Origin of the sequence: Streptomyces wedmorensis, from assembly GCF_000716445.1 — a bacterium.
Lineage (GTDB): Bacteria > Actinomycetota > Actinomycetes > Streptomycetales > Streptomycetaceae > Streptomyces > Streptomyces wedmorensis.
The window spans coordinates 144,146-156,983 of the sequence record NZ_JNWK01000012.1 but is presented as its reverse complement, the minus strand read 5'-3'; the positions used below and the strand labels follow the sequence as shown (position 1 = coordinate 156,983).

Genomic DNA, 12,838 nt, shown 5'->3' with positions numbered 1-12,838 from the left:
CCCCCGCCCCCGACCCCGACCCCCGAACGACCGCTGCCGACCCCGGAGGCACCGGAGCCGACGCCGCCCCCCGGACCGACGGCAGCGACTCCCACGCCCGTGTCACCGGCGCCGACGCCGTCCTCCGCTTCAAGGCGGCCGCCTCCACCGAGGCCTACCGCCTCGCCGCCCACATGGCCGCCGTCGCCCCCGTCACACCCCCCGTGATGCGCCTCGTCCAAGCCGCCCTCGGCCCTCCCACCGACCCCGGCCACCTCACCGAGGTATTCCTCGGCGGCCTCATGCACGAACTCGACCCCATCGAACCCCACCGCCTCCCGCACCTCCGCCGCTTCGACTTCGACGCCGACGCCCGCCGCGCCCTCCTGACGGCCGTCCCCCCGAGAGAACTCCTCCGCACCGCCGACGCCCTGACCCACCGCATCGAGTCCGCCATCGGCCGCGCCGCCGTGTTCCCCGCCTGGGTCGGCCACCCCGACGGCACCGCCCTCATCGAGGACCCCACCCGCTCCTTCGGCTGGCTCCAGTCCCAGCTCCTCACACGGCTCGGCATCCAGCCCGCACCGGAGCACCAGGAACCACCGGTCGGCTCCCGCCCCCGCGTCGAACAGGACCCGCCGCGGAGCGACGGAAGCCCCGCCGGAGGGAACGCGGGCCACGACGCCCTCACCGAACTGCGCAGGAGGCTCGATCACGGGCGTGTCGTCGCCCGGCTCAACCTGACACAGGTCACCCGCCTGGCGGGCCTGGGACGTACGACGGTCTCGGCGGCCTTCCGCGACGACGGACCGATGCCGTCGGAACAGACGCTGGTGTCGTTGGCCCGTGCGCTGGCACTCCCGGCGGCGGAGCTGCTCGACCTGCGCCGAACAGCCTTGGCCGCCCCGGCGGCGCAGCCTCCCGGGCAACCGGGGCCCGGTGACGAGGCCGTCGCCGTGGAAGAGCGGGCCGTCGCCGAACACGAGCGGACCCTGGGGCCCGATCACCCCTTCACCATCGATGCCCGGATCGACCTCGCCTTCGCCTACAGGCGGCTGGGGCGCCTCCGCGAGGCCATCGACCTGCTGGAGCGGGTTCTCGCCGATTCCGAGCGGGTGCTGGGGCCGGAGCATCCCGACACCCTCACCGCCCGTGCCGACCTCGCCTTCACCTACCGGGAGGCGGGGCGGACCGACGAGGCCATCGCCTTGCAGGAAGAAGTCCTGGGCGACTCCGTGAGACTGATGGGCTCGGAGCATCCGGAGACCCGCAGTGCCCGGATCGACCTCGCCCTCTCCTTCAGAGAGGTCGGCCGGCTCGACGACGCCATCGACCTGCAGACTCACGTACTGGCCGATTGCGAGCGGCTTCTGGGCGCTGAGGAACCCGACACGCTCAGCGCGCGCTCCGACCTCGCCTTCACCTATTGGGAGGCGGGGCAGACCGATCAGGCCATCGAGCTGGAGGAGCAGGTTCTGACGGTCCGTGAGCGCAATCAGGGGCCGGAGCACCCCGACACCCTGACCGCACGCGCCAACCTCGCCATCTCCTTCCGGCAGGCGGGGCGGACCGGCGAGGCCATCGCCCTCCAGGAAGAGGCACTCGCCGGCCGTCAGCGGATCCTGGGGCCGGATCACCCCGACACGATCTCCGCCGGCGCCGCCCTCGCGGCCTCCTACTACCAGGCGGATCGGGTGGACGAGGCGATGGCGTTGGAGGAGCAGGTTGTGGCAGACCGCGAGCGGGTCCTGGGGCCGGATCACCCCGACACCCTCAACGCCCGGACCACCCTCGGCTTCTCCTACGGGAGGGTGGGGCGGATGGACGAATCGATCGCCCTGCAGGAACGCGTACTCGCCGATTCCGAGCGGGTCCTCGGCGCCGATCATCCCGACACGCTGCACGCTCGCTCCGACCTCGCCCTCTCCTACCGGCGGGTGGACCGGGTCGACGAGGCCGCGGCGTTGGAGGAGCGGGTCCTGACGGACTGCGAGCGGGTCCTGGGCCCGGATCACCCCGACACCATCACCGCTCGCTCCGACCTCGCCTTCACCTACGGAAAGGCGGAGCGGACCGACGAGGCCATCGCCTTGGAGGAACGCGCGTTCCGCGATTCCGAGCGGGTCCTGGGTGCCGAGCATCCGGAAACCCTGACCGCCTGTGCCGACCTCGCCTTCTTCCTCAGGCAGGCGGGACGGACGGACGAGGCCATCGTCCTCCAGCACAAGGTCCTCGCCGACCGCGAGCGGGTCCTGGGGGCGGACCACCCCGACACTCTCGCCGCCCGTTCCGACCTCGCCTTCTCCTTCCGGTGGCTCGGGAACTTCGCCGAGGCCGTCCCGCTGCAGGAGCGCGTGCTCGCCGATTCCGAGCGGGTCCTGGGCCCGGATCACCCCGACACCGTCACCGCCCGCGCAGACCTCGCCCTCGGCTACGGCCGGGTGGGGCGCGTCGTCGAGGCGATCGTCCTGGAGGAGCGGGCTCTGGCCCATTGCGAAGAGCATCTGGGCCCGGACCACCCGGACACCATCACCGCCCGCGCCGACCTCGCCTACTCCTATGAGCGGACGGGGCGGATCGGAGTGGCCGTCCCGCTGCAGGAGCGCGTGCTCGCCGATTCCGAGCGGGTCCTGGGCCCGGACCATTCCGAGACGATCGTCGCCCGCGCCAACCTGGCCCTCGTCTACCGGAGGGCGGGGCGGATCGACGACGCCATCACGCTGCAGGAAGCGGTCCGCGCCGACCGCGAGAGGACCCTGGGTCCCGAGGATCCCGCGACCCTCTCCGCCCGTGCCGAACTCGCCTTCTCCTACTACGAGACCGGGCGGGTCGAGGAGGCCATCGCCCTGGAGGAGCCGGTCCTCGCGATCTCCGAGCGGGTCCTGGGTCCGGATCACCCCGACACCGTCACCGCCCGCGTCAACCTCGCCTTCTCCTACTACGAGGTGGGGCGGACCGACGAGGCCATCGCACTGGAAGAGCGGGTCCTGGCCGACCGGGAGCGGCTCCTGGGCCCCGGGCATCCCGACACCGTCAGCGCGCGATCCGCTCTCGCCTCCTCCTACCGGCAGGCGGGCCGGACCGGTGATGCCGTCGCCCTGGAACAGCGGGTCCCGGGCGCCGGCGCGGAGAGCGCCGCTCCCGAGGGGGACGGTTCCTGATGGTCTCGCGCTCCGTGTCCGGAAATCGATCGGCCTCTCCCGCCCCCGCCCGCACACACCCCGCCGAGAGATGAGAGGGTCTTGCGGGTGAGTGAGACATCGACGAACACCCTGCAATACCGCGTCGACGGACGGGAGGACGCGCCGGTTCTGGTCATGGGGCCATCGTTGGGGACGACGTGGCACATGTGGGACCGGCAGGTGCCGGAGCTGGCGCGGGAGTGGAGGGTGGTGCGGTTCGATCTGCCGGGGCACGGGGGTGCGCCGGCGAGTGCGTTCGGTTCGGTGGCGGAGCTGGGGGACCGGCTGCTGGCGACGCTGGACGAGATCGGGGTGCAGCGGTTCGGGTACGCGGGGTGTTCGCTGGGCGGGGCGGTCGGGCTCGACCTGGCGTTGAGGGCACCGCACCGGGTGGCGTCGCTGGCGCTGGTGGCGACGTCGCCGAGGTTCGGGAGCGCGGACGAGTTCCGGCAGCGGGGCGTGATCGTCCGGACGAACGGGCTCGAGCCGATGGCGAGGACGGCGCCGGAGCAGTGGTTCACGCCGCTGTTCGCGGGGGCACAGCCGGCGATCGTCGACTGGGCGGTGCAGATGGTCCGCACGACGGACCCGGCCTGCTACATCGCGGCGTGCGAGGCGCTGGCGGTGTTCGATGTGCGGGAGGCGCTCGGGCGGATCGGGGTGCCGGCCCTGGTGCTGGTGGGCTCCGAGGACCAGGTCACCGGCCCCGCGGAGGCGCGGACGCTGGTCGCGGGGATACCCGACGCGCGCCTCGCGGTGGTGCCGGGCGCTTCGCACCTGGCGCCCGTGGAGCAGCCGGCGGCCGTGACGGACCTGCTGGGCGAGCACTTCGCCGGGACGGCGCAGGAGACCAGTGGGACGCTGACGGTGCCGCCGATGCCCGCGGGTCCGGTTCCCGCGGCCGAGCCCGCGGTGGCCGCGCCGGTGGCCGAGCCCGCCGAGGCGGGGTGGCCCGACCCGTACGAGAAGGGCCTCGGGCTGCGGCGCGAGATCCTGGGCGACGCCCATGTGGACCAGGCGCTGGCCGATGACCGGGACGGCGCGTTCCAGGAGCTGGTCACCCGGTACGCCTGGGGTGAGGTGTGGGGCCGGGAGGGCCTGGACCGGCGGATGCGCAGCGCGGTGACGCTGACCGCGCTGGTGGCCGGGGGCCACCGGGAGGCGCTCGCCGATCACACGCGGGCCGCCCTGCGCAACGGTCTGTCGCCGGAGGAGATCCGCGAGGTCGTCCTGCACGCGGGCGTGTACTGCGGGCTGCCGGCGGCCGAGACGGGCCTGCGGGTGGTCGCCCGCGCCATCGAGGAGGAGACGACGCCTCCGGCGTAACCTGGCGGAGTGAAGCTGACGAAGAAGTCCCACGCGTGCGTACGGCTGGAGAAGGACGGGCGGACGCTCGTCATGGACCCGGGCATGTTCACCGAGGAGGACGCGGTCCGCGGGGCGGACGCCCTGTTCGTCACCCATGAGCACCCGGACCACTTCGACGAGGGTCGGCTGCGCGCCGCACTGGAGGCGAACGAGGCCGCCGAGATCTGGACGCTGCGGAGCGTCGCGGAGCAGCTCTCGGCGGCCTTCCCCGGGCGCGTGCACACCGTGGGCCACGGCGACGCGTTCACAGCGGCCGGTTTCGACGTGCAGGTCCACGGCGAGCTGCACGCGGTGATCCACCCCGACATCCCGCGCATCACCAACGTGGGCTTCCTCGTCGACGGCTCCGTCTTCCACCCCGGCGACGCGCTCACCGTGCCCGACCACCCGGTGGACACGCTGCTGCTGCCCGTCATGGCCCCCTGGAACAAGATCTCCGAGGTCATCGACTACGTCAGGGAGGTCAAGCCGCGCCGGGCGTACGACATCCACGACGCGCTGCTCACCGATCTCGCCCGGCCCATCTACGACCGTCAGATCGGCGCCCTCGGCGGCACCGACCACTCCCGCCTCGCCCCGGGCGCCTCCGCCGAGCTCTGACCGGAGCCGGGGCGGTGGGCGACCACCACGACCCGGCGCCGCCGTGCCGGACGACTGTCACACCCCGCCAGTAGGCTTGCGGACATGCGCATCGCCACCTGGAACGTCAATTCGATCACCGCCCGGCTGCCCCGGCTCCTGGCATGGCTGGAGAGCAGCGGCACGGACGTGCTGTGCATCCAGGAGACCAAGTGCACGGCCGAGCTGTTCCCCACCGAGGAGCTGCGTGCCCTGGGGTACGAGTCGGCGGTCAACGCCACGGGCCGGTGGAACGGCGTGGCCCTGGTCTCCCGGGTCGGCCTCGCCGACGTGGTCACGGGGCTGCCCGGCGGCCCGGAGTACGACGCGGCGGAGGAGCCGCGCGCCGTCTCGGCGACGTGTGGCCCGGTCCGCGTCTGGTCGGTGTACGTGCCGAACGGCCGCGAGGTGGAGCACGAGCACTACGCGTACAAGCTGCGCTGGCTCGAGGCGCTCAAGGCGGCCGTCGCGGAGGACGCGGCGGGGGAGCGGCCCTTCGCGGTCCTCGGCGACTACAACATCGCCCCGACGGACGACGACGTGTGGGACCGGGCGGTCTTCGAGGGGGCCACGCACGTGACGGAGCCGGAGCGGGCCGCGCTCGCCGGTCTGCGCGAGACCGGTCTGACCGATGTGGTCCCGCGCCCGCTCAAGTACGACCACCCGTTCACGTACTGGGACTACCGCGCGCTCTGCTTCCCGAAGAACAAGGGCATGCGGATCGACCTGGTCTACGGCAACAAGCCCTTCGCCGAGGCCGTCTCCGACAGCTACGTGGACCGCGAGGAGCGCAAGGGCAAGGGGGCGTCGGACCACGCGCCCGTGGTCGTGGACCTGGACGTCTGACCGGTGGCCCGTCCCGGCGGCGGAGATCGTCTCCGCGCGCCGGGTGGTCGACCGGCGGGTGACGGTGCGAGGCTGTTCGGATGAACATCCCGTTTCTGGACAACTGGCGCAAGCGGCATGAGCCCGAGCCGGCCGACGCTCCCCTGGCCGCGGCCTTCGACCGCGACCCGGAGGGAGTCGCCGAGCTGCTCTCCGAGTGCGAGCTGCTGCGCACCCGGGTCGGCGCGGTCGGCGTGGTCCTGGACGACACCCCGCGCTCCCTCCAGGAGCTCGACCAGCTGCCGCCGCGCTGGCGGAACGACGCGGAGGAGCTGCCCTGGATCGGGAACGACGCCGGGCTCTACCTCGGCACCGTCATCGTCCGGAACGTGCCGGACGCGCGGTGGCAGGTGTGGCCCGGCGGCGGCCCGGTGGTGCGGCTCGCCTCCGGCCGTGAGATCCAGGTGGTCGAGGCCGGTCTCGACTGGGCGATGACGGGCTCGCCGGAGCTCTACCACGTGTACGCCGAGGCCGCCGAGTACTGACTCCGGGCGCCGCCCCCGCCACCCTTCCGCAGTAAATACGGCTTATCCCGGTTGTATGTGTGTCGGCCGTGAAGTCCCTTTTTCTCGTGGATAGTTTGCGCTGACCGCGACACCGCCGAGAAGGGGACAGGGCAGCGCATGGCCGTCGCCGATCCGCTGATCGAACTGCGTGGCGTCAACAAGCACTACGGCGCGCTGCACGTCCTCCGGTCCATCGACCTCACCGTCGGGCGCGGGGAGGTGGTCGTCGTCATCGGTCCGTCCGGCTCCGGCAAGTCCACCCTCTGCCGGGCGATGAACCGGCTGGAGAGCGTCGAGTCGGGCGAGATCGTCATCGACGGGAAGCCCCTCCCCGAGGAGGGCAAGGCGCTCGCCCGGCTGCGCGCCGAGGTCGGCATGGTCTTCCAGTCGTTCAACCTCTTCGCGCACAAGACCGTCCTGGCGAACGTCTCCCTCGCGCAGATCAAGGTCCGCAAGCGCAAGAAGGAGGAGGCCGACCGGCGTTCGCGCGAACTCCTGGACCGGGTCGGACTCGCCGCGCACGCCGACAAGTACCCGGCGCAGCTCTCCGGCGGCCAGCAGCAGCGCGTGGCGATCGCCCGCGCCCTCGCCATGGATCCCAAGGCCCTCCTCTTCGACGAGCCGACGTCGGCGCTCGACCCCGAGATGATCAACGAGGTCCTGGAGGTCATGCGGCAGCTGGCCCGGGACGGCATGACGATGGTGGTCGTCACCCACGAGATGGGTTTCGCCCGATCCGCCGCCAACCGGGTCGTCTTCATGGCCGACGGGAAGATCGTCGAGGACCGCGCGCCGGAGGAGTTCTTCACCGCTCCGCGCAGCGAGCGCGCCAGGGAGTTCCTCTCCAAGATCCTCAAGCATTGACCGGGGTGGGAGCCATGCGGCGTACGCACCGGACCCTGGCCGCGCTCGCCCTGCTGCTCGCCGTGTCGGCGCTCGGCGGCTGCGGCAAGGAGGGCAGCCCGCCGGTCAAGGGCCCGCAGCCCGACCGACTCCCGGTCTACCAGGTCCAATCGGGCTTCACCCTGCCGGACTCGGCCACCTGGAACCGGGCGAAGAAGCGCGGCCGGCTCGTCGTCGGCGCCAAGGAGGACCAGCCCTACATGGGGGAGAAGGACCCGGCCGCCGGGCGGTACTCCGGCTTCGACATCGAGATCGCCAGGATGATGGCCGCCTCCCTCGGCTTCGACCCGGCCGGCGTCGACTTCCGTACGATCGCCTCGGCCAACCGCGAGACGGCCCTGCAGAACGGCCAGATCGACTACTACGTCGGCACGTACACCATCAACGACAACCGTAAGAAGCTCGTCGGCTTCGCCGGCCCGTACTACCAGGCCGGTCAGTCCCTCCTGGTCCGCACCGACGAGGACGACATCGACGGACCGCAGGACCTGGCCGGCAAGCGCGTCTGTTCGGCCGCCGGCTCCACCCCGTACCAGCGGATCGCGAAGGACTACCCGCAGGCCGAACTCGTCGCCTACGACACGTACTCCGTCTGCGTGGACAACCTGCTGACCTACCAGGTCGACGCGGTCACCACCGACGACACGATCCTGATGGGCTACGCGGCGAAGGTGCCCGACGAACTCAAGGTGGTCGGCGAGCCGTTCTCCGAGGAGCCCTACGGCATCGGCGTCCCGCACGGCGACGACGCCCTGCGCTTCGCCCTCGACGACGCGATCGCCGCGCACGCGAGGAACGGCGACTGGAAGAAGGCGTACGACGCCACACTCGGCCTCTCCGGGGTCCCCGCCCCGACACCGCCCGCCATCGACCGCTACCCGGCCAACTGAGGACGAACCCCGCTGACATGGACGTACTGACAGACAACTTCTCGCTCTACGGCGAGGGTTTCCTCGGCACCGTCGAACTCACCGTCTACGCCTCGGCGCTCGCCCTCGTCCTGGGCTTCGTCATGGCCTCCTTCCGGGTCGCGCCCGTGGGCTCCTTCCGGGTCTTCGGCACGGTCTGGGTCACCGCCCTGCGCAACACCCCGCTGACCCTGCTCTTCTTCGCCGTCATGCTCGGCCTGCCCCGCTTCGGACTCGTGCTGCCCTTCGAGGTGTTCGCCGTCCTCGCGCTCGGCTGCTACACCTCGGCGTTCATCTGCGAGGCGCTGCGCTCCGGCATCAACACCGTGCCGCGCGGGCAGGGCGAGGCGGCCCGCGGTCTGGGCATGAGCTTCTCCCAGACCCTGTCCACGGTCGTCCTCCCGCAGGCGTTCCGTACGGTCATTCCGCCCATCGGCTCCAACCTGATCGCCCTCGCCAAGAACTCGGCGATCGCGGGAGCGTTCAGCGTCACCGAACTCCTCGGCACCTACAAGACGTTGAGCGAACTCGGCTACAGCATCGTGTGGACGTTCGTCTGGATCGCCGTCGGATACCTGATCATCACCCTCGGCATCAGCGCCCTGTTCCACGTCATGGAGAAGCACTGGGGGGTCGCCCGATGACCGAGTCCACCGCCCTCTACGACATCCCGGGGCCCCAGGCGCGGCGCCGCCACCTGATCTACGGCCTCGCGTCCACCGTCGTGCTCCTCGCGCCGGCCGGCTGGATCATCCATCTCCTCTTCGACACCGATCAGTTCACCTCCACCAAGTGGATGCCCTTCGAGTACGAGGGCATCCAGGAGCTGCTGCTCAGGGGCCTCGGGAACACCCTGAAGGCCTTCGCCTACGCCTCGGTGCTGTCGCTCGCGCTCGGCGCCGCGCTGGCCGCCGGCCGCCTCTCCGAGCACCGCGTGCTGCGCTGGGTGTCGGGTCTGGTCGTCGAGTTCTTCCGCGCCATGCCCGTCCTCGTGATGATCTTCTTCATCTTCGTGGCGCTCAAGGTGCAGCCGCTGCCCGCGCTCGTCGCCGGGCTGGCCCTCTACAACGGTTCCGTGCTCGCCGAGGTGTTCCGCACCGGCGTCCACGCCGTGGCGCGCGGCCAGGGCGAAGCGGCGTACGCGCTCGGCATGCGCAAGACCCAGGTCATGACCTACGTCCTGGTGCCGCAGGCCGTCCGCGCGATGCTGCCGGCGATCATCAGCCAGCTGGTCGTCGCCCTCAAGGACACCTCGCTCGGATTCCTCATCACCTAGGAGGAGTTCCTCCACGCGGGCAAGCTGATCGCGTCCGACCTGGACTACGACCTGCCGTTCATCCCCGTCGTGCTGGTCATCTCACCGATCTACATCGGGATGTGCATACTGCTCTCCTGGTTCGCCACCTGGGTGGCCCGCCGGGAGCGCCGCAATCCCAGGACGAAGGCCGTCGACGTCGCTCCGGCCGAACCGGGAACGCTGCTGCCGGGAGCGCAGTAGCCGGTGTGGAGCCCTGCCCGCCCGGCAGCAGCCGGTGATCACTCCTGCCGCAGCGGAACCGACACGTACGACGGGTCGGCCGACGGGGAGGAGAAGGTCAGCTGCGCGCCGGTCGGGTTGTGCTCGATGTACAGCGGGTCGACGGTGTCGACGACCAGCGCGAGCCGGTGTCCGGCCGGCACGTCGTACGCCGTGGAGAACAGTTCCAGATCGACGGGGAACGACTGCCCCGGGGTCCGGTCGTGGAAGGTGTACGGGGCGTTGCTGACGAGCTTGCCGATGCCGAGCGGGCCGACGTCGTAGAGGTACGCGACGAAGGTGCCGCTCTCCTTGGTGGGGGTGACCGTGGTGTGTACCTTCGCCGTCCCGCGCACCTTCTGCGCGGTGTCGTACCGCTCGGACTGCCATACGCCGGCGAAGGCGCGGGGCAGCAGCGGGACGGACACGACGGGCGGGGTGCGGAGGAACTGGTCCAGGGCGTTGGTCAGCAGCGTGATGCCGCCGTTGGCGCCGGAGTCGACGTTCGCCCAGACGTGCTCGGTGTCGGCGAGGGAGAACTTCCGCTGGTCGGCGTTGACGGACTTCCAGTCGGCGTAGCCCTCGTAGCCTCCGGTGGAGCGGGACTTGAGCTGGACCGGCTGTTCGCGGTCGATGCCGTTGTCGGCGCCCTTGAGGTAGCGGTCGAACCAGCGGTGGGTGCTGGTCCAGGTGTCGTTGGGGAGGCCGAACAGGCCGGTGGCCTCGGCGGTGGCGTGGTCGCCGGGGCGGAACTCCAGCCGCTTGGGGCCGGTGAGCTTCTCGTAGAAGCTCGCGTACTGGTTGGGCGGGAAGATCGTGTCCCCCCAGGCGTTGCCCAGCATGATCGCGGCGCCGTTGGCGTTGATCCGGTCCAGGTACGTCGCGGGGGACCGGGTCCGGCCCCAGGCGATCATCTCGTCCTCCTTGTCGAGGTTCGACGAGAGGAAGTCACCCAGGATCTGCTTCAGTTCGGGCCCCGGCCGCCCGGTGAGGTATCCGGCGCCGCCGAGCAGTCCGGCGGCCTGGAGGTGCTGGGTCCGCCCGCTGTAGATGGACTCGATGAGGTCGGCCCAGCCGCTGAGCGCGGCGACGGCCTTGACGCGCGGGTCGTGCGCCGCGGCCAGCAGGCTGATGCCCGCGCCGTAGGAGACGCCCGCCATGCCGACGCGGTCCGGGTCCGCGGGTGTGTTCGCGAGGGCCCAGTCGATCACCTTGGAGGCGTCGGCGACGTCCTTCGGGCCGGCGGTCTCGATCTCCCCGCCGGACTGCCAGAACCCGCGCGAGTTGTAACTCACCACCACGTAGCCGGAGTCGGCGAGCTTCTGCGCCTGCGCGAGGTACTCGATCTGGGGCATGGCCCAGCTGGTGGGCAGCACGATCACGGGGTAGCGGGCGGAACCGTCACCACCCGCCGGCGTGACGACGTTCGCCTTCAGGACGGTGCCGCCGTCCCCCACGATGTCGACGAAGCGGATCGAGGTGTCGGCGGCCTGGGCGGCGGGCGCGAGCCCGAGCGCCGTCCCGGCCACGAGAGCGGCCGAGACGGCGAGGGCCAGGGATGTGCGCACGGGGCACTCCTCACTGGGGGGTCACTGATGGGGGGGCAGTGAAAGTGACCCGACGGTAACGGGAGCGCCTTACCCGTGGTAACCAGTCGGTAAGTTACGTGCGGGTAACGATTGGGGTGCCGGAGTCGAGGGCGAAGGCCTCCGCGAAGTCGGCGTGAGCCTCCTCGTACCGCTTGACGGCCAGGAGGAACATGGACCGGTCGACGAGGGCGCGGGCGACGGAGGAACGGTCCTCGGGGAGGCGCCGGGCGAGCGCGACACCCTCGTCGAAGTCCGGGCGGAGCACCTCCTCGGCCCGGCGGCCGCACGTCTCCCAGCGGAGCGCCCGCCGGACGGTGAGGCGGCGCTGGGCGGCGACCAGCTCCGGCAGGTCACCCGAGGCGCGCAAGGCGGCGACCCGCTGTTCGAGGGAGGGGACGGAGGCGAAGTACTCCTCGCGCGTGTCGGGGGACCATCCGTGGTACGGGTGGGCCCCGAACGCCGGCAGCGGCGCGTCCGGAGTGGCGGCCGGCTCGGCCGGCCGGCCCGAGAGGACGAGGAGGGTGACCCAGGAGGCCTGGATGTTGCTCCAGCTCACCGGCTCCCCGCCCGCCGCGAGACGGGTGACCAGGGTCAGCGCCTCACGCCGCGCCGCGGCCTCCTCGGACCGGCGCCCGGCCGCCCGCAGCATCCGCGCGTAGTGGTCCAGCTTCCACACCAGGGAGGCCAGCGGGGAGCGGTCCTCCGCCGCCGTTCGTCGCGCCTCCGCGACGACGCGGGCGAACACCTCCAGGGCCTCCCCGCGCCGTCCGGCCGCGTCGAGCTCGGCCGCCCACTCGATCAGCGTCCAATCGGACACGTCGGCGGACCCGGGCACGATGCGCCGGGCGTACAGGTCCGCCGCCTCACCGTGACGCCCCTCCTCGGCCAGGACGACCGCGAGCCGCCCGTACTGACCGGCCGCCGCCAACTCCTCGCACACCGACCGGCCTTCGGCCCGCCGCCCGGCGGCGAACAGCGCGTGCTGGTACCCGCGCAGCGCGCCGTTCAGCTGGTCCTTCCGGCCCGGCACCTCCGCGTCGTACCGCCGCACCGCGTCCACCGCCTCCGCGTACAGGGCCACGTGCGCCTTCGGGTCCCTGAGCTCCCGGGTGCGCGCGACCAGCGCGTGCGCCAGCCTGGGCAGATAGACCCGCGGGCTCACCTGCGCCAGGGTCCGGTACGCCTCGATCTCCACCCGGTTGCTCGGCCGGTCCGATCCGAGCAGCAGGACCCGCGCCCGCAGCACCGCGTCCTCGTCGTACTTCCCCGCGTTCCCCATGTGCCCCCTGTCCTCCGTGTAATGCACGACGGAGATTCTGGGCGTCGTCGGGCAGCCCGGACAAGGCTCGCGAACTGTGCGTTCCGTCCTACGAAAACGCGCTCT

10 protein-coding genes and 1 pseudogene are annotated in these 12,838 nt (G+C 71.6%); 9 read left to right on the top strand and 2 right to left on the bottom strand.

Annotated elements, in window-relative coordinates; genetic code table 11:
• The 9 genes and pseudogenes from OO54_RS42390 to OO54_RS41495 form a co-directional block, all read left to right on the top strand.
• Window positions 1-3,140 (top strand): tetratricopeptide repeat protein (locus OO54_RS42390; protein ID WP_157856469.1); only part of this gene is annotated, 3,140 nt, incomplete at its 5' end.
• Window positions 3,141-3,227: 87 nt separating this feature from the next.
• Window positions 3,228-4,487 (top strand): bifunctional 3-oxoadipate enol-lactonase/4-carboxymuconolactone decarboxylase PcaDC, encoded by a 1,260-nt coding sequence (gene pcaDC / locus OO54_RS13025; protein WP_033202994.1) that lies wholly within the window; start codon window positions 3,228-3,230, stop codon window positions 4,485-4,487.
• A gap of 9 nt (window positions 4,488-4,496) precedes the next feature.
• Window positions 4,497-5,129 (top strand): MBL fold metallo-hydrolase, encoded by a 633-nt coding sequence (locus OO54_RS13020; RefSeq protein ID WP_017236833.1) that lies wholly within the window; start codon window positions 4,497-4,499, stop codon window positions 5,127-5,129.
• Between the two features lie 84 nt (window positions 5,130-5,213).
• Window positions 5,214-5,993 (top strand): exodeoxyribonuclease III, encoded by a 780-nt coding sequence (locus OO54_RS13015; RefSeq protein WP_033202993.1) that lies wholly within the window; start codon window positions 5,214-5,216, stop codon window positions 5,991-5,993.
• Window positions 5,994-6,073: 80 nt separating this feature from the next.
• Window positions 6,074-6,517, top strand: coding sequence for a DUF6278 family protein (locus OO54_RS13010; protein WP_033202992.1), 444 nt, complete (start codon window positions 6,074-6,076; stop codon window positions 6,515-6,517).
• A 138-nt stretch (window positions 6,518-6,655) separates the two neighbouring features.
• A complete protein-coding gene (locus OO54_RS13005) occupies window positions 6,656-7,402 on the top strand; it encodes an amino acid ABC transporter ATP-binding protein (RefSeq protein WP_033202991.1) in 747 nt (248 codons plus the stop codon).
• Window positions 7,403-7,416: 14 nt separating this feature from the next.
• Window positions 7,417-8,331, top strand: a complete 915-nt coding sequence (locus tag OO54_RS13000; RefSeq protein WP_033202990.1) for a glutamate ABC transporter substrate-binding protein — start codon at window positions 7,417-7,419, stop codon at window positions 8,329-8,331.
• Between the two features lie 17 nt (window positions 8,332-8,348).
• A complete protein-coding gene (locus tag OO54_RS12995; protein ID WP_033202989.1) occupies window positions 8,349-8,993 on the top strand; it encodes an amino acid ABC transporter permease in 645 nt (214 codons plus the stop codon).
• A pseudogene (locus tag OO54_RS41495) lies at window positions 8,990-9,847 on the top strand (amino acid ABC transporter permease). The gene OO54_RS12995 and the pseudogene OO54_RS41495 overlap by 4 nt, the downstream one beginning before the upstream one ends.
• A 38-nt stretch (window positions 9,848-9,885) precedes the next feature.
• Here the strand turns inward: OO54_RS41495 and OO54_RS12985 are convergent.
• Both OO54_RS12985 and OO54_RS12980 read right to left on the bottom strand, forming a co-directional pair.
• Window positions 9,886-11,433: a CocE/NonD family hydrolase gene (locus OO54_RS12985; protein WP_033202988.1), complete on the bottom strand. Its 1,548-nt coding sequence runs from the start codon at window positions 11,431-11,433 to the stop codon at window positions 9,886-9,888.
• 94 nt (window positions 11,434-11,527) lie between these two features.
• Window positions 11,528-12,760, bottom strand: a complete 1,233-nt coding sequence (locus OO54_RS12980; RefSeq protein WP_157856468.1) for a hypothetical protein — start codon at window positions 12,758-12,760, stop codon at window positions 11,528-11,530.
• Between the last annotated feature and the right edge of the window lie 78 nt (window positions 12,761-12,838).

What these genes read in the sequence shown, in the direction of transcription:
- OO54_RS13015 (WP_033202993.1), top strand. Translation starts at nt 5,214, where the DNA reads ATGCGCATCGCCACCTGGAACGTCAATTCGATCACCGCCCGGCTGCCC.
- OO54_RS13010 (WP_033202992.1), top strand. Translation starts at nt 6,074, where the DNA reads ATGAACATCCCGTTTCTGGACAACTGGCGCAAGCGGCATGAGCCCGAG.
- OO54_RS13005 (WP_033202991.1), top strand. Translation starts at nt 6,656, where the DNA reads ATGGCCGTCGCCGATCCGCTGATCGAACTGCGTGGCGTCAACAAGCAC.
- OO54_RS13000 (WP_033202990.1), top strand. Translation starts at nt 7,417, where the DNA reads ATGCGGCGTACGCACCGGACCCTGGCCGCGCTCGCCCTGCTGCTCGCC.
- OO54_RS12995 (WP_033202989.1), top strand. Translation starts at nt 8,349, where the DNA reads ATGGACGTACTGACAGACAACTTCTCGCTCTACGGCGAGGGTTTCCTC.